The following is a 16,741-nucleotide window of genomic DNA, read 5'->3' as shown; positions in this document are numbered from 1 at the left end:
CGAATCAATAAATTGTCAATGGTTTCTCCGAACCAACAGCAAGACAACTTTTTATGGAAAAATTTCACTGTTCGTGCTAAAATATGAACTGCAAGCACGTTCGGAACGGCATAATATTGGACAGTTCAACACGAGCACGAGTAACCCCAAGAATGGAAGCGCTATCTTTATAGAGGTAAGACAAAGGGGCGATTTGTATGAATGAAGCGATTAGCGGCGAGTTCCAGCCATCGGAAGCAGCAGCGACGGTTGCGCCTGCTGTAGCGGCTGCCGAAGCGGTAGCCGTTACAACGGAAATGGTATCCCAATGTACTTATTGTACGATGATTTCGCCGGACCCGCAGTACAATACTCCCGTTCATTGCACCAAGCTTTCAGGTTCGAGCAGACCGGTGCTGGTGAACCTGGCCACCTGCTTATCCTGCGGAGAATACAGACAGGCCAAGTGCAAAATGTATCCGTAAAAGCTCCTTCGGGAGCTTTTTTCATTTGCATCAGTTCCATTGAACCGCCTTTCCGAATGAATCCATCAGACAGCGGGTTCCGAAGCCGACATACCCGTGCGGACCTCGCATCGTTCATCAGAGACCGTCCACTTTTGCTATCACGGTGCCTGCGTTTTTCTGTTGCTTTGTCCCCTGTTCTGTGTCAAGATAGTCGGTAGGTTCGCATACTTACAACAAAGGAAACAGGTGAAGGTTAATTTTATGAAAATATCGCTGTTCCGGCTGCTGACCGAGCTCTCCTCCCGCAAAACGGTATCCAGATTGACGGGAGCGTTCGCCAAATCAAAAACCAGCCGCATGCTGATCCCCCGATTTGCTAAAACTTACGGCATTCGCGTGGAGGATGCGGAAAAGGCTGTTCATGAATACGCGTCGCTCAACGATTTCTTTACACGGCGGTTGAAGGACGGCCTGCGCCCGGTCGATCCGACTCCGGATACGCTCATCTCGCCCGTAGACGCGCTGGTGACCGGGATGGGGCTGATCAAGGACGGTCTGATCGTGAATGTGAAAGGCCAAGATTATACGATTGAAGAACTGCTCAATCACAGCCCGCGAATGATTAATTATAAGAACGGCTTTTATTATGTCCTGTACTTGAGTCCGACGGATTACCATCGGATTCATTCCCCTGTCACGGGCGTCATTGTAGAGAAAGAGCACGTGGCCGGGAAAGTGTACCCCGTCAACGATTTCGGCCTGAAACATATGCGCCGGGTATTGAGCCGCAATGAAAGGCTCATTACATACGTGCAGCATGAACGAGGCGAAGTGGCCGTCGTCAAAGTCGGCGCGCTCAACGTCAGCAGCATTCAATATGTATCTCCGCTGCCGGATGCGCTTGAGCGGGGCGGAGATCTCGCCTACTTCGAATTCGGCTCCACGGTCGTCCTGTTGACCGAAACGGGCACGTTCAACAGCAGATCGGACCTGTCGGTCGGCAGCAAGGTTCGCATGGGCGAACCGCTCGGAACGTTCAAGCTTAAAGCATAAGCCGCTGCACCACATCCTAGAGAGGAGCTTTACCGAGATGCAAGCCCCAACCGATTCGGCCCGGAGCGGCCCGCTGTACAAGACCGCTCCCCGAACGGACGTCAAGCCGACTGTGTTTCGCATATTAATCGCAATCAGCATCGTCCATCTGTTTAACGACACGATTCAGTCCGTCATTCCGGCCATTTTGCCGATCTTAAAAAATTCAATGAGCTTGAACTACACGCAATCCGGGATCATCGTCTTTGCCCTAAACATGACCGCTTCGGTCATGCAGCCCGTCGTCGGCATGTATTCGGACCGCAAACCTTCCCCCTACATGCTGCCGCTCGGCATGGTATCCACTTGTCTCGGCGTCCTGGGGCTGGCGATTGCTCCGAATTACTGGTTCGTGCTGCTGTCCGTGCTTCTCGTGGGTATCGGCTCCGCCGTTTTTCACCCGGAAGCGTCGCGCGTGGCGTTCATGGCCGGCGGAGCCCGGCGCGGGTTGGCGCAATCGATCTTCCAGGTGGGAGGCAATACCGGCCAATCGCTGGCTTCGGTCATGACGGCGCTTGTCTTTGTGCCGCTCGGGCAGCTCGGCGCCATCTGGTTTACGCTCGTCGCCGGACTCGCCATCATCGTACAGCTGTATATCGCCAAATGGTACGGCGGCTACATCGCGGCGAACCCGCCCGTCAAGAAGAAGAGCGGCGTACGCGTCATGAGCCCTGCCCGCAAAAAACAGATCGCGTTCGCCGTCGTTACTTTGGTATTTCTCGTGTTTGCCCGCTCCTGGTATTCCGCCGGGATTACGATTTATTACCCGTTCTATATCATGGAAAAATTCGGCATCCGGCTTGAGCAAGCGCAGTTATACATCTTTTTGTTCGCCGCTTCCGGAGCGGCCGGCACATTTTTCGGCGGACCGCTGTCGGACAAGTTCGGGCGCCGCAATCTGATTTTATTCTCGATGCTCGGAACAGCGCCACTCGCTCTGCTGCTTCCTTATGTGGGCAGCGCCGGTGCATACATCATTTTGCTTATCAATGGGTTCATCCTGATGTCTAGCTTCTCCGTCACGGTGGTTTATGCCCAAGAACTCATCCCCGGCAAGATCGGCACCGTCTCCGGGCTCATTACCGGATTGGCCTTCGGCATGGGGGCGCTCGGTGCCGTCGCTCTTGGAGGCTTGGCGGACTGGATTCACCTGCCGGTCGTCATGCAGCTCGTCAGCGTCCTGCCGCTGCTCGGCTTGCTGACTTTTTTGCTGCCAAACGATCGAATCGTGAAGTCATGGTCGCAGGAAGCCTAATGCAGCGGATGACATCATAACCGTCTCTTCGCATCGCGCTCAAAAGCTCCGAATCTTCCTGTTCCCGGGAAATCGGAGCTTTTTGTATGCCTAGCCCGAAGTTGCCGTGTCACACACTGCCGCCAACCGCAGCACCCGGCTTCAGCAGCCGGATTCGGCCTGCTTCATGCGAAAAACGCCTTCGCGCAGCGCTTCCTCCGGTATATGCGGAAAATTCAAGTACAACCCCTGCCTCCATTGCCCATCGCTTGCCGCCACGGGCACTTCCGCCCACTTGACGCCAGCGGCGAAACAGCGCCTTCTGTACGCCGCATACGATTCCGCCGTCCCCCGCCACCAACCGAACACATGAAGTCCCGCATCGCTTTCCACCCAATCGAAGAGGCCGCTGAGCTCCGATTGGAGCAGCTGCGTCAAGCTATGAAATTTACGGCTGTAGATCCTTTTCATCCGCCGTAAATGCCGCTCGTACTCGCCGGAGGCCATGAATGCGGCAAGCCCCATCTGCTCGAGCAGATGGACCGGCTGCGGCTCATAGTGCGCCAGCGCCCGCGCGAACGGCTCGGCCAGCGCCGGCGGCAGCACGGCATAGCCGAGGCGCAGCCCCGGCAGCAGCGTCTTCGTGAAGCTGCCGACATAGACGACCCGCTCCTCGCGGTCGAGCGCCTTGAGCGGCTCCAGGCTTTTGCCCCGGTGGCGGAACTCGCTGTCGTAATCGTCTTCGACGATGACGGCTTCGCGCTCGTACGCCCACCGCAGCAGCGCCTGCCGCCGCTCAAGGCTAAGCACCGCGCCGGTCGGAAACTGCCGCGTCGGCGTGACGAACGCCGCCTTCGCGTCCCAATCCGCCGGAACGATGCCCTGCGCATCGACGATCGCGTCGGTGCAGCGCCCGCCCGCGGCGACTATCGCCCGGCGGGTGCCCGTGTACGCCGGGGTTTCGACGACGGCCGCCTCGCCTTCGCCGATGAGCAGCTGCGCGAGCAGCGCCAGCGCCTGCATCGAGCCGCCGGTGACGGCGACGTGCTCGGGCTGCACCGCCATGCCGCGGGCGCGCCGCAAGTAGCGGGCGATCGCCTCGCGCAGCGCCAGGCACCCCTGCGCCGGATGCGCCCTCAAGGGCCCCGCGGGACTGCTCAGCTCGCGCACTTGCGCGTACAGGCAGCGGGTCCACGCTTCCCGCGGAAACGCGCCCGGGTCCGGGGCGAAGCGGCTAAAATCGATGACAGCCGGAGGGTCCGGCTGTAAGGCAGCATCCTCCTCGCGAGACGAGATCTGCTGCACGCGCTCCCCCCATGGAGATAAGCGGAAGGACGGCGTCCGCGCCGCCTCCATGCCCGGCCCGGTTCCGGCCGCTCCCGGGCTTAGCCGGTACGATACGAATGTCCCCCGCCCCGTTTCGCTGCGCACATATCCTTCCGATGTCAGCATCTCGTAAACTTGATTGGCCGTACCGCGCGACAGCCCGTACAGCTGCGCAAGCTCCCGGGTGGAAGGAATCCGTGAGTCATAGGCCAGCACGCCCCCGGTAATCGTATCTTTGAGCGCATGATAAAGCGCCAGCAGCTTCGTATCGTATCGTTCCCTATAGGAGTAATACGGGATTTGAAAATGCATGCGTTCCCCTTCTCCCTTGCCCATGGATCTTGTCCAACATTATTGGTCTAATAAAAATACTTTAAATTGGTTCTTTTTCATTGTCAATGAACCGTGTAAACTTGCATCTAATTCCCACATCGTTTTCCAAGCAGCCGATACCACATCAAGGAGGCAAACCCACATGACTTCCCAGCAACACATTCACATTGAACGCGCTCTTTTGCAGGACATTCCGAACCTCGCTCCCCTTTTTGACCGGTATCGCCAATTTTACGGACAAAACTCCGACCTTGGCGGAGCCGATGCTTTTTTACGGAACAATTTGCAATCGAACCAATCGGTCATCTATTTTGCCTTCGCGGACGAGCGGGGCCGGCCCCACGGCTTTACCCAGCTGTACCCGATGTTGTCCTCCGTTTCCATGAAAAAGCTGTGGGTGTTGAACGACCTGTATGTCGAAGCCGAGTTTCGGGGGCAAGGCGCCGGTCGGGCACTGCTGGAAGCGGCCCGCAAGCATGCGGCCGAGACGGGAGCCAAAGGGCTCGAATTGGCTACGGCAGCGGACAACAAGAAGGCGCAGCGGTTATATGAAGCGGCCGGGTATAAAAGAGATGTGGATTTTTACCATTATTTTCTGTCGTTGGAGGAATGATAGATGAGAAGAAATGAGTTTGAAGTGATGGACCTCGGGGAAATCGGGGCACTGCTCGATGAAGCGAGCTACGGCGTTCTTGGCACGCAAGGGGAAGACGGATGGCCGGAGCTAACGCCTCTGAACTTCGTATACTCTGATGGTGCCGTTTACTTCCACGGCAGCAAGGTCGGGCAAAAGATGCGCAATTTGAAGACGGAGCCGAAAGCGACTTTCTCCGTATCCAAAGAATATGCCATCATTCCGTCGCATTTTCTTGATCCGAAGCTGGCTTGTCCCGCTACCGCTTATTTCAAATCGGTGCTTATCAAAGGCTATGCTGAAATCGTCACGGAACTTCAGCAAAAAGCGGACGCGCTCGCCGCATTCATGCGCAAGCTGCAGCCTGAAGGCGGTTATGCGCCGATCGACCCGTCCGATCCGGATTACGAGCCGCAATTGCGGGCGACTTCCGTCGTTCGCATCCGAATTGAGCAAATGACCGGGAAATTCAAGCTCGGACAAAATTTGAACGAGGAAAAGTTCACTAAAATTTCGGAAGGGCTGGCCGGTCGCGGACGGGATTTGGATGCGGAGACGATCGCGCTGATGAAAGCGTTTTGTCCGCACCATCGCGAGGAAGCCTAATCCTTCCTGTCGTCCTCGCGGTCCGCTGCCGGCTCTTGCCTCATTGTGCGGTAATAATCGTACAGGTCCGCCGCGAGCTCGGCCGTCTGTTCGATGAGCGAGGACGGTTCCAGCACGCGAAGCGACTTCCCGTAAGACAGCAAAAAGTACGGGACGAAGGCCAGGGTGGATTTTGCATCCAGACGAAGATTCACTCTGTGCTCCGACCGTTCGACCACGGTGTGTCCCAGCAGCCAGTGCCGGCATACGTCGCCGATCGACCGTGGGCTTCCTTCAAGCCATACGGAAACTAGGTCTTCCTGCCCCTCCGGCTCGGGAATTAAATGCTTTAAGAAATACTCACTTGCGGAAAAAGATGAAGGCCGCTCGAATCCCTCATCCGTGGCGAACAACGCTTGGATGCGATCGGCGCGAAAGCTGCGAAGCTCCTTGCGCAGATGACAAAATGCGACGACGTACCAGCTTCCTTTCCAATACACGATCCCGTACGGATCGATGCGCCGGTTCTCAGTAACCGCTCCGGACCGCTTGACGTAGTCCATACCGAGCGTCCGCCCTCCGGCAACGGACAGTTCCAGCTGCTGCAGTACGGCTTCAAGCGCTGCGTCGGCAGGCGGGCGGATCACCTCGAACCCGGCCGTATGGCGTTCAAGCGTCTGTTGCTGTTCCGGATTCGTGTACCTTTTCAGCTTGGAGACCGCACGGTTCATCGCATCTCCATGAGGAAAGCCGGACTCCTGCGCGAAGATCGCCGCTTGAATGAGCGCCTTCTGCTCGTCCAAATCGAAAAATAGCGGCACCTCGGTAAAATGGTCCAGCAGGCTGTAGCCGCCGTTATGCCCGGAATCGGCCACGATTGGGACGCCGCTCGCGCATAAAGCGTCAATATACCGGTACACGGTGCGGATATGGATTTCCAGCTCTTCCGACAGCTGTTGAGCGGTCATCCGCTTTCTCGTTTTGAGCAGCCATAAAATGGAAAGCATATTATCGGCTTTGGACATAAGCGCTCCTTTCTCCGCCAACTTAAGGGTCAGACGGTACACTCCATTGTTTTATTGTAGGGGGAACGGATATAATATTCAATCATCCCATCGCTTCGCATTTGAACGAAAAGCGAATACCTCGTGTACCTCATCTTGCCGGGATACCGATAAAGCCTGCCGATTCCGGCCTTGCCTCTGTCGTTGTCCTGCCGTTAGTGTCGGAGCGGCTCCAAGCGGCAGGAAGGCGCCGGAAAGATGTCGAATAGTTATGGCCGGGACGATGAATGACAAATATAGGTTTATTATGACAGAGGAGTGTATCCGATGACCGCCGCATCCGAATGGGAACGATTAACGAAGCAACTTCCTTCTTGGCTTGAGGAAAGCCGCCGGGAATCCCACAAAGGCCGTCCGGCCACATACATACCCGAGCTCGCCCACGCGCCCGCCGACGCGCTCGGCATTACAATCATGAGCACGGAAGGACAGTCGCTCACCCTCGGCGACTGCGGCTTGTCCTTCACGATGCAGAGCATCTCCAAAGTGTTCACGCTCATTCTGGCCTTGATGGATCACGGCGAAGAAGGCGTGTTCCGGAAAGTCGGGATGGAGCCGACCGGCGACGATTTCAATTCCATGCTGAAGCTGGAGCTGGTGGAGCCGGGCATTCCGTTCAACCCGCTGATCAATGCCGGAGCGATCGCCATCAGTTCATTGATTCGCGGCGGCAGCCCGGCCGCGAAAGCGGAACGCATCCTCGCGTTCTTCCGCGAGCTGGCGGACGCGCCGTCGCTGAAGTGGAACGAAGCCGTGTACCGTTCCGAGTCCGCCACCGCTCACCGTAACCGGTCGCTCGCTTATTTCCTGAAAGACAACCGGGTGCTGGAAGAGCAGGATGACGTCGAAGAAGTACTGGACGTGTACTTTAAGCATTGCTCCGTCGAAATCACATGCCGCCAGCTCGCCCGAATGGCGCTCGTGCTGGCGCTGAACGGCAAAGATCCGCAGAGCGGCCGCGAGCTGATTCCCCGCCGCTACGTGCAGATCGCCAAGACGTTCATGGTGTCCTGCGGCATGTACAACGCTTCCGGCGAATTCGCCATCCGTGCCGGGCTGCCTGCCAAGAGCGGCGTCGCCGGCGGCATTCTCGCCCTTGTGCCCGGACGCTACGGCATCGGCGTCGTCGGGCCGGCGCTCAACGACAAAGGCAACAGCGTCGCCGGCGTGCATCTGCTGGAGACGCTGTCCGGCGAATTCGACTGGAGCCTTTTCTAAACGCTCCTTACCGCTCCGCCGCTGAGGGCATTTGACCCAGCTCGATGTTCCACGGCCCTTTAAGGCGCCTGCGGGTTGCGCCTCGCCAGCTCCATGCCGGCATTTTCTTCATTAATCTCCATGCAACCCCCATCCTGCGGATGCCGCTTCAGTCCCTTTATTGTTTACTACGCTGCCGGATGGCGCAACCACTCACCTATTTTTAAAAAGTTTCTGAACGAAGCTCTTATGATGAAGCAAAAAAGCACAAGCCTCGCGATGATTCGCGCGCTTGTGCCTTTGTCTTGTAACAGTGGAACAACCTTATTTCAAATCTTTCATTGCGACCATGTCCATGTCGGAGAACTCTTGGTTCTCGCCGGCCATTCCCCAAATGAACGTATAATTGCTTGTGCCGACACCGCTATGGATCGACCAGCTAGGAGAAATGACCGCCTGCTCGTTGCGCATAACGACATGGCGGGTTTCCGTCGGCTCGCCCATCAGATGGAACACGACGCCGTCTTCCGGCATATCGAAGTAAAAATAAACCTCGGAACGACGGTTATGCGTATGGCAAGGCATCGTATTCCACATGTTGCCCGGCTTCAGCAGCGTCATGCCCATAACGAGCTGGCAGCTTTTCACGCCGTTCAGGTGAATGTATCTGTAGATCGTCCGCTCGTTGGAGTTCGTGATCGAACCCAGATGCTGCGGATCTGCCTGGGAAATCGCAATTTTCTCGGTCGGGTAATTTCTGTGAGCCGGCGTCGAGTTGAAATAAAAACGCGCCGGATTGGACGGGTCTGCGCTGCGGAACGTGACGTCCTTGTTGCCTAGACCAACGTACAAACCATCTTTGCTGTCCATTTCGTACTCGGTGCCGTCAACGGTAACATAGCCTTTCGGCCCTACGTTGATGATCCCGATTTCGCGGCGCTCCAAGAAATAGTCCGCACCCATGGTATGCTTGTCCGCTTCGAGCTTGACCGGCTCGTTCGTCGGAATGACGCCGCCTGTAATAAAGCGATCCACGTGCGAGTAGACAAGTTTCAGTTCGCCCGGCGCAAACAGATTTTCAATCAAAAATTCTTTGCGCAATTGCTCGGTACCGAGCGTTTTCGTCTCTGCGGGGCTTACGGCATAACGGATTTCCATGATTTCAATTCCTCCCGGAGTGCATTTTCTTAGCAACACTATTATAACCCGAATGTTTATTTAAGTTCAATTACAAAAAAATTTAAACCAAAATGAACCTGATTAGTCATGAGAAGTCCGTTCAATACGAACGCCGAGAAGTTCATATTTACGCACCGTATCGTCAGAGACGGACGGGTCCGTAACGATCGTGGCTACCTCGGACAATCCGGCGAATGTAATGAGCGCGCATTTGTCGAATTTGGCATGGTCGGCCACGCAGTATACATGTCTTGCGGTCTCAATCATCGCCCGCTTCTGCTCCACATGCATTTGCGTAAATATCGTAAAGCCGTAATCGGCGTGAATGCCAGTCGTCGACAAAAACGCCTTCTGCACGTTCAGCTTCCGCAAAAAACGGCCGGCATCTTCATTGACCAGCAGGTTGCGGCTGCGGAAACCGCCGGGTACGACGAGCCGGATCTGCTCTTTCTTGATCAGCTCGCCGATGATATACAGATCGTTGGTAATGACCGTCAGCGGTATGTCGTCGAGCCCTCTTGCAATCTCCAGCGTCGTGCTGCCGCTGTCTAGCGCGATGATGTCGCCCGGTTCGATGAACCCGAGGGCGCATGCCGCCGCCTGCTGCTTCTCGTCCTTCCGCTTGCTGCTCGGCGCATGTTCCTGAAGCAGGCCCGAGTAGTTCTCGTTCGCAAGCACGGCGCCGCCGTGGGTTCGGACCAGCACACCTTTGCCCTCCAGCTTGACCAAATCTTGCCGGATTGTTTTTCCCGTCACTCCGAGCCGCTCGGCAAGGTCCGCCACGGACACTTCCCTCTGAGCCATGAGGAGCTCCATAATTTTCTCGTATCGTTTGATGGCTGTCACCCGTAGACCTCCTGACGCAGTAAACGCTACCGTGGTAGCCGCTTCTATCGTATCACAGCCGATTTAACAAAACCAAGCCGTTCCTCTGAAAATATTCCGCCAAAGTTCCAAGACGGCCGTGACGCTGCTGCGGTAAAGTGATATAATATTGGCTAATGCCAAGAAGAAGAACATGGAAGGATGAAAGGTAATGAACCCTCTTGCCCAACAGCTGTGCGATACGATCGCCAAAGAGAATCCGCATGTGTACGAGATGTTATCCGAGCTAGGCAAACAAATTTATTTTCCGAAGGTCGGCATTTTGAGCCAATCCGCGGAAGCGAAAGCCAAGGCCAACAAGTTCAATGCAACGATCGGCACCGCTCTGGAGAACGGGCAGCCGATGCATCTCAAAATCATTCAAGATACATTGTCCGCTTATAACCCAAAGGACATTTACGAATATGCGCCGCCGGCCGGCAAGCCGGAGCTGCGTGCGGCATGGAAAGTCAAAATGCTGGAAGAAAACCCGTCGCTGCAAGGCAAAAGCCTCGGCACGCCGATCGCAACGAACGCGCTCACGCACGGCCTCAGCATCGTCGCCGACTTGTTCGCAGGGCCTGGCGACGCCGTCGTCATTCCGGATAAGAACTGGGAAAACTACGAGCTGACCTTCGGCATCCGCCGCGGCGCCGAGCTCGTATACTACCCGCTGTACAACGAACAGCGCAAGTTCAACGCCGATGCATTGCGCAGCGCTCTGCTCGCCCAAAAGGGCAAAGGCAAAGCGATCGTCGTCCTGAACTTTCCGAACAACCCGACAGGCTACACACCGGGTCCTGAAGAAGGCAATGCCATCGTCGCGGCTATCAAGGAAGCGGCGGAAGCCGGCATTAACGTCGTGGCCGTGACGGACGATGCCTACTTTGGCCTCTTCTTCGAAGATTCGCTTCACGAGTCGCTTGCAGGCAAGCTGGCGGATCTGCATCCGCGCGTCTTGTCGATCAAAATCGACGGCGCAACGAAGGAAGAATTCGTCTGGGGTTTCCGCGTCGGCTTCATTACGTATGCCGGCCAAAGTGAAGCGATGCTTGCCGCACTGGAGCAAAAGACGATGGGCATCATCCGCGCGACCATCTCCAGCGGGCCGCATCCGTCGCAGACATTCGTGCTGCGCGCGCTGCAATCGCCGGAATACAAGGCGCAGAAGCAGGAGAAATTCGAAATTATGAAGGGCCGCGCCAATAAAGTCAAAGCGCTGCTGGATAGCGGCAAATTCGGCGATGTGTGGGAATATTACCCGTTCAACTCCGGCTATTTCATGTGCCTGAAGCTGAAGACGGTTGACGCCGAAACGCTCCGCTTGCACCTACTCGACAAGTACGGCATCGGCACGATCGCTCTCGGCGAAACCGACCTTCGCGTCGCCTTCTCCTGCATCGAAGAGCAGGATTTGCAAGAACTGTTCGAAACGATCTACCAAGGCGTTATCGATCTCAATAAAGTCGCTTCCAAATAACGTTGTCGGTTGTTTGGAGCAAAAAAGTCCGGGTATCTCGAACGTCCGCTATCGCTAGCGGATGTTCAGAAACTCGGCTTTTTTATATGATTTTCTGCTTCGCTCAAAATGAAAAATAAGGAGGTCAAACCATGCAAGGATATAACGTCATTATGATATACAGCAAAGAAAAGGACCGCTTGCTGATGTGCAAACGATTGAAAGAGCCCTATAAGGGGTTAAGCAATCTGGTCGGCGGAAAAATCGAACCTGGAGAAACGGGGATGGAGGCGGCTTACAGGGAGCTGTTGGAAGAAACCGGCATTGCCAAAGAAGATGTTGTTTTGCATCATGTCATGGACTTTCAATATTACTTTCAGCAATGTTATGTCGAGGTGTATGCCGGCAAATTGAAACGCGACGTAAAGATCTCAGGGGATGAAAATGAATTATACTGGTCGAATCTGGATAATGACTTTTTTGACATGTCCCGGTATGCGGGGGAAGGCAATATTGGCCACATGATCGAACAAGTGAAGATGAGCCAGGAGATCATTCTTGCCGATTAGACACTCTCTTGAAAAAAGCAATACATAAACAGCAGCAGCTTAAACCGTTACTGTCTTCGGTTTAAGCTGCCTATTCATCTGTTAAATCAATAGATTGAACAAATGCGGGTCCTTGTTGATCTCGCTGTATCGGAACCCCTTCTGCTGCATCCGCTCGACGAGCGGTCCGTAATCGTCCCGCTGCTTGAGCTCTATGCCCACAAGCGCCGGCCCGTTCTCCTTGCTCGTTTTCTTCGTATACTCGAAGCGCGTAATATCGTCATTCGGTCCGAGCACATACTCGAGAAATTCGCGCAATGCGCCCGCACGCTGCGGGAAGTTCACGATGAAGTAGTGCTTGAGCCCTTCATAGATGAGCGAACGCTCCTTGATTTCCTGCATCCGGTCGATATCGTTGTTGCCGCCGCTGATGACGCAAACGACGTTCTTGCCCGCGATCTGCTCGCGATAAAATTCGAGCGCCGCTACGGGCAGCGCCCCGGCCGGCTCGGCGACGATCGCATTCTCGTTGTACAGCTCGAGAATCGTCGTACACACTTTCCCTTCGTGAACGACGATAATGTCGTCCACCACTTCGCGGGATATTTCGAAGGTTAGCTCGCCGACTCTCTTCACGGCCGTACCGTCGACGAATTTATCGATCTCGCCAAGCGTCACGATCTCTCCCTTGTCGATCGACTCGCGCATGGACGGGGCACCGGCCGCCTCCACACCGATCAACCGCGTCGAAGGGCTGATGCTCTTCACGTAAGTACCGATCCCGGAGATGAGTCCGCCGCCGCCGATCCCGGCGAATACGTAATCGACCGGCTTCCGCATGTCGTTCATCAGTTCGAGTCCGACCGTGCCTTGTCCCGCCGCGACTTTTGCATCATCGAACGGATGGATGAACTGCATCCCTTCCCGCTCCCCGCATTCGACCGCTTCGCGAAGCGAATCGTCGAAAGTGTCGCCAGTCAAGATCACCTCGACGAAGGCGCCGCCGAACAGCTTGACCTGCGAAATTTTTTGCCTTGGCGTCGTCGCCGGCATGAAAATTTTGCCCGGAATCTCCAGCGCCTTGCACGAGTAGGCTACGCCCTGCGCATGATTGCCCGCGCTCGCGCAGACGACGCCCTTGCGCAGCTTTTCCTCCGGCAAGCTTTTAATCATATTGTACGCGCCGCGTATTTTGAACGAACGGACCACCTGCAAATCCTCCCGTTTGAGGAAAACGTTGCAGCCGTATTTTTCCGATAGAATGAAATTTTTTTGCAAAGGGGTGTGATGCACGACATCTTTCAGCACATGGCTGGCGACGATGATATCTTCCAGCTTGATTCGGTCTTGCTTCATATTGTTCTCCGCTCCTCCGCCCGATTCCCTTCGAAGTCATTCAGCCAAGCAAGTTAATAATTTATATAATTATACACGGATCGGAACGGCTGTCCACCCCTGCCATCAACTTTCCCTTGAGCGTACAAAAGAACAGCCCTCCCGCACGGCTTATTCTCCGCTCGAGAGGACTGTTCTTCGTTGTCATTCTAACCTTTTTATCTTTATCTACTTTATGATGATGGTATGCACGAGCTGATCTTTGCCTCTCAGCTCCAACTGGCGTCCTTGCGTCAGCTGGCTTACATCACCGGAAATATACAGTTCGGAGGCTACATTGTACACGGCTGTCGTCACGCTGCCGCTGGCCTGCTGCTGGTTAATCGAAATCGAGCCGATTTCGCCTTTGGAGTTCAGCGTGTAGCTATTGAACGTTCCCGTTGCCGTAAAGTCGACGCGCTGCTGTTGATCGTTTGAAGCGTTCAACACTTCCACGTAAATCGCTTTGCCGCCGTAAGTGCGGATCAGCACCTTGTCGCTTGTTTGCAGCTCGCCCGCGGTCACTTTCAAGCCGTTGCGGAAGATGAAGGCGTTCGGATCCAGCTCGACGCTGAGCGTTTCGTTGTTGCTTGTTTTGACCGTCAGCAGGTTGTTGTACACAGTGCCCGTAACCGTCCCCTTAATGGAAGCGTTGTCCGGAAGCTGGCTGCCTGTCCGGTCAAGAAGCGCCGCAAGCTCTGCACGGGTAACCGGCTTGTTCGGACGGAACGTATTATCTTCATAGCCGTCAACAAGGTTGTGTTCAATCGCGACCGCTACGTAGCCGACAGAACCTGCCGGAATTTGCTTTGCATCCTTGAACGGAAGCTTCGCGTTCATCTTGGACTTCGCTTCGTCCTGCAGCTTCATCGCCTTGACAAGCAGTGTCGTCGCCCAAAGACGGTCGGCTTCTTTTTCCGGTTGAACCATGTCTTCGGATTCCGAGAACAGGTCGTTTTGCAGCGCTACAGCCACATAGCCTACTGCCCAAGGGTATTTTTGCTTCAGCTTGTCGGCATCTTTAAAGTTCAAGTTCGCCTGTGTTGCATCGGCCGATTCCGCTTGGTCTCTAAGTCCCATCAGACGAACCGCTGCCGTAAGCGCTTCAATGCGGGAGATCGTTTTGCGCGGCTGGAACGTACCGTCCTCGTAACCTTCAAATACGCGTTTGGAAGCGAGAGATGCGATGTATCTTTGAGCCCACTCCACGTCTTTGCCCTTCAAATCGTCGAAGCTGAGCTTGATGTTGAGGTTGACATCGATGTTTCCTTTTACCGTCGTTTCATACTTGCTGCGGTCGTTATCGTCGCGGCCTTTCCCTTTATCGTCATTGCCTTTGCCTTTGCCGTCTGCAAACGCAGCCGTAGAACCGCCAAGCACCATCGCCAGCGTCAATCCGGAAATCATTGTTTTCTTGAACGTATTGTTCATAAAGTGTCATTCTCCTTTGGGTTATGTAAGTGTAAGAACTTTCGCGCGAAGAGTTCCTGGATTTACTACATCGTTCGCTATCGCGAAATCGTTTGTGGGGGTGCTGAACATTTACTGAATAAACGCCGCAGGTTTGCTGAAAAATCGTTTTTGAACCGTTCTATGAAACATGGTAGACTTTAGTAAGAGAAATATGATTGCTGCGGGAACCAAGCCAGTCGCCTGCATATGTAAAGGAGCGAATTAGTAAGCGATGAGAAAAAAAGGCAAAAGGCTCTCCGTAGGCGTCGCCGTGCTGGCCCTGGTGGCGCTGGCGGCGATCTACAGCGTGATACAGTGGAATGCCGGGGCCAAAGAACCTCGCAATGCCGCCGCGCCGTCTGGAACCGGCGGAACGGCAGATCCTGGCACCGTGAAGCCGGAATCGAAACCGGAGCCGAAAGATCCGCCCCCGCCGACCGAGAAAGTCGATGTTGTCGTCATCGGTAGCGAATTGGAAGGGTTGTATTTGGCCCGAGCGGCGGCGGACGAAGGATTGAAGGTCAAAGTGCTTGATCCGCGGGCAGCGTTCGGAGGCCAAGTGCTGCAGGGCGAAATGCTGTTCCTGGACGAAACCCGGGACGATCAGCATCGGCTGCTCGTACAAGGACGGGCCAAGGAGCTGTTCGACGGATTCCGCAACGGAAAAATTCGCAAGCTGAAGGAATTCGAGCAATATTTTGACAAGCTGAGCAAAGACATTCCGGTCGAGCAAGGTGTTAAAATCAACGGTCTGGAGCTGTCTCCCGGTTCGTTCGGCCCCCATGCGATCGACGCCTTGGTCTACACGGGCAAAGACGGCCAAAAGAAACGGATTACCTCCTCCTACTGGGTGGAAAACTCAGACTTCGCCGCGCTCGTAAGCAAGCTGCAAGTGCCTCGGATGCCTGGACTCGAATCATTTTACGGGCAAACGAACGTCGAATATATGAGCTCGGGCATGATGATGAAATTCAAAAATGTCGATTGGGCCAAGTTCCAATCGCAGTTCAACGCAACGCCGGCCGACGAAAAGCGCACCAAATACGGTTGGGGTTCGGTAGACAACAGCTATGCGATCAGCTTGGCCGGCATGACCGGCAAGTACAAGCCGACGAACGACCGCGTGTTTTTGCGGGGACTGAATGCGGTGAACCAACGGGACGGGGAAGTGATCATTAACGCGTTTCTGATCTATACGGTCGATCCTGCGGACGATCAATCGGTTGCGGATGCCATGACGCTCGGCAAAAAAGAAATCCCGCTCATTCTCGAGCATTTCCGCAAAAGCCTTCCTGGCTGGGAACATGCCGAGCTGAACGGCTTCCCGAATTATTTGTACATCCGCGAGTACAACCATTACGAAACCGATTACGTGCTGAAACCGTCCGATATGCTGGGCGCCCGGATGTTCTGGGATAACGTCAGCATCGCCGGCTATCCGCTCGATCTTCAAGGCACGAGCGCCAACAAATGGGGCATCGAGATGGGACGACCCGACAAGTATGGCATGCCGATGCGCAGCTTCCTGCTAAAAAACTACGACAACGTCATTATGGCCGGAAAAAACGTCGGATCCTCGGCGATCGCTTACGGCAGTGCCCGCATTCAGCCGAATACGAGTCTGGCCGCCGAATCGATCGGCGTCATCCTCGGGCAAATTCAAGGCAAGAAAAAGCTGCGCGAAGTGAAGGAAGCGGACATGCCTGCGCTGCACAGCTATCTCGCCAGCAAATACAACATCAAGCTGACCGGCGCCACCGGCAACAACAAGATCGCAGGCTGGACGGCGGATGAAATCGCGAAGCTGGACACAGGCGAAATCGTCTACCCTCAGTATATCAAGACAAGGAAGAAGTAGCGGTACATTCAAGTCAATCCCCCTGTTCGTTCGGTCAGTGATTCCGACGAACCGGGGGTTATTTTTTTGCGAGTCAAGCCTGTAAAGCGCCGTTAG

At 55.0% G+C, this 16,741-nt stretch carries 15 protein-coding genes; 9 read left to right on the top strand and 6 right to left on the bottom strand.

Annotated features, from left to right (window positions below; genetic code table 11):
* Nucleotides 1–197 precede the first annotated feature (197 nt).
* From ACFQI7_RS20485 to ACFQI7_RS20475, 3 genes are all read left to right on the top strand, one after another.
* Entirely contained in the window at nt 198–464 is a 267-nt protein-coding gene (locus ACFQI7_RS20485) for a hypothetical protein (RefSeq protein ID WP_230415185.1), read from the top strand.
* Between the two features lie 243 nt (nt 465–707).
* Nucleotides 708–1,499, top strand: coding sequence for an archaetidylserine decarboxylase (gene asd / locus ACFQI7_RS20480; protein WP_218100321.1), 792 nt, complete (start codon nt 708–710; stop codon nt 1,497–1,499).
* Between the two features lie 37 nt (nt 1,500–1,536).
* Nucleotides 1,537–2,793 (top strand): MFS transporter, encoded by a 1,257-nt coding sequence (locus ACFQI7_RS20475; protein WP_218100320.1) that lies wholly within the window; start codon nt 1,537–1,539, stop codon nt 2,791–2,793.
* Nucleotides 2,794–2,934: 141 nt separating this feature from the next.
* Here ACFQI7_RS20475 and pdxR read toward each other — a convergent pair whose 3' ends face one another.
* Nucleotides 2,935–4,410, bottom strand: a complete 1,476-nt coding sequence (gene pdxR / locus ACFQI7_RS20470; RefSeq protein ID WP_218100319.1) for a MocR-like pyridoxine biosynthesis transcription factor PdxR — start codon at nt 4,408–4,410, stop codon at nt 2,935–2,937.
* Between the two features lie 181 nt (nt 4,411–4,591).
* Between pdxR and ACFQI7_RS20465 the strand changes: the two genes are divergently transcribed.
* Both ACFQI7_RS20465 and ACFQI7_RS20460 read left to right on the top strand, forming a co-directional pair.
* Entirely contained in the window at nt 4,592–5,044 is a 453-nt protein-coding gene (locus ACFQI7_RS20465) for a GNAT family N-acetyltransferase (RefSeq protein ID WP_377517554.1), read from the top strand.
* A 3-nt stretch (nt 5,045–5,047) separates the two neighbouring features.
* Nucleotides 5,048–5,671, top strand: coding sequence for a pyridoxamine 5'-phosphate oxidase family protein (locus ACFQI7_RS20460; protein ID WP_218100317.1), 624 nt, complete (start codon nt 5,048–5,050; stop codon nt 5,669–5,671).
* Here ACFQI7_RS20460 and ACFQI7_RS20455 read toward each other — a convergent pair.
* Complete coding sequence (locus ACFQI7_RS20455) at nt 5,668–6,675, bottom strand: helix-turn-helix transcriptional regulator (protein WP_218100316.1); 1,008 nt, start codon at nt 6,673–6,675, stop codon at nt 5,668–5,670. The genes ACFQI7_RS20460 and ACFQI7_RS20455 overlap by 4 nt on opposite strands.
* Before the next feature lie 306 nt (nt 6,676–6,981).
* Between ACFQI7_RS20455 and glsA the strand changes: the two genes are divergently transcribed.
* The gene (gene glsA / locus ACFQI7_RS20450; RefSeq protein WP_218100315.1) at nt 6,982–7,932 is read left to right on the top strand and encodes a glutaminase A; all 951 of its coding nucleotides are present in this window, start codon (nt 6,982–6,984) and stop codon (nt 7,930–7,932) included.
* A 303-nt stretch (nt 7,933–8,235) separates the two neighbouring features.
* On the opposite strand, the gene kduI is transcribed toward glsA, so the two are convergent.
* Nucleotides 8,236–9,069, bottom strand: coding sequence for a 5-dehydro-4-deoxy-D-glucuronate isomerase (gene kduI, locus ACFQI7_RS20445; protein ID WP_218100314.1), 834 nt, complete (start codon nt 9,067–9,069; stop codon nt 8,236–8,238).
* Between the two features lie 102 nt (nt 9,070–9,171).
* Entirely contained in the window at nt 9,172–9,936 is a 765-nt protein-coding gene (locus ACFQI7_RS20440) for a DeoR/GlpR family DNA-binding transcription regulator (RefSeq protein WP_218100313.1), read from the bottom strand.
* A gap of 190 nt (nt 9,937–10,126) precedes the next feature.
* Between ACFQI7_RS20440 and ACFQI7_RS20435 the strand changes: the two genes are divergently transcribed.
* Nucleotides 10,127–11,434: an aminotransferase class I/II-fold pyridoxal phosphate-dependent enzyme gene (locus tag ACFQI7_RS20435; protein WP_218100312.1), complete on the top strand. Its 1,308-nt coding sequence runs from the start codon at nt 10,127–10,129 to the stop codon at nt 11,432–11,434.
* Nucleotides 11,435–11,565: 131 nt separating this feature from the next.
* A complete protein-coding gene (locus ACFQI7_RS20430; protein ID WP_218100311.1) occupies nt 11,566–11,982 on the top strand; it encodes an NUDIX hydrolase in 417 nt (138 codons plus the stop codon).
* Between the two features lie 81 nt (nt 11,983–12,063).
* On the opposite strand, the gene ilvA is transcribed toward ACFQI7_RS20430, so the two are convergent.
* The gene (gene ilvA / locus ACFQI7_RS20425) at nt 12,064–13,317 is read right to left on the bottom strand and encodes a threonine ammonia-lyase IlvA (protein WP_218100310.1); all 1,254 of its coding nucleotides are present in this window, start codon (nt 13,315–13,317) and stop codon (nt 12,064–12,066) included.
* Nucleotides 13,318–13,524: 207 nt separating this feature from the next.
* The gene (locus tag ACFQI7_RS20420; protein ID WP_218100309.1) at nt 13,525–14,766 is read right to left on the bottom strand and encodes an S-layer homology domain-containing protein; all 1,242 of its coding nucleotides are present in this window, start codon (nt 14,764–14,766) and stop codon (nt 13,525–13,527) included.
* Nucleotides 14,767–15,019: 253 nt separating this feature from the next.
* On the opposite strand from ACFQI7_RS20420, the gene ACFQI7_RS20415 reads away from it, so the two are divergent.
* Nucleotides 15,020–16,645, top strand: coding sequence for an FAD-dependent oxidoreductase (locus tag ACFQI7_RS20415; RefSeq protein WP_218100308.1), 1,626 nt, complete (start codon nt 15,020–15,022; stop codon nt 16,643–16,645).
* The last annotated feature ends 96 nt before the right edge of the window (nt 16,646–16,741 follow it).

Source organism: Paenibacillus allorhizosphaerae, from assembly GCF_042659105.1.
Lineage (GTDB): Bacteria > Bacillota > Bacilli > Paenibacillales > NBRC-103111 > Paenibacillus_G > Paenibacillus_G allorhizosphaerae.
Note: the sequence above shows the minus strand (reverse complement) of the source record. Positions and strands in the feature narration are given on the sequence as shown.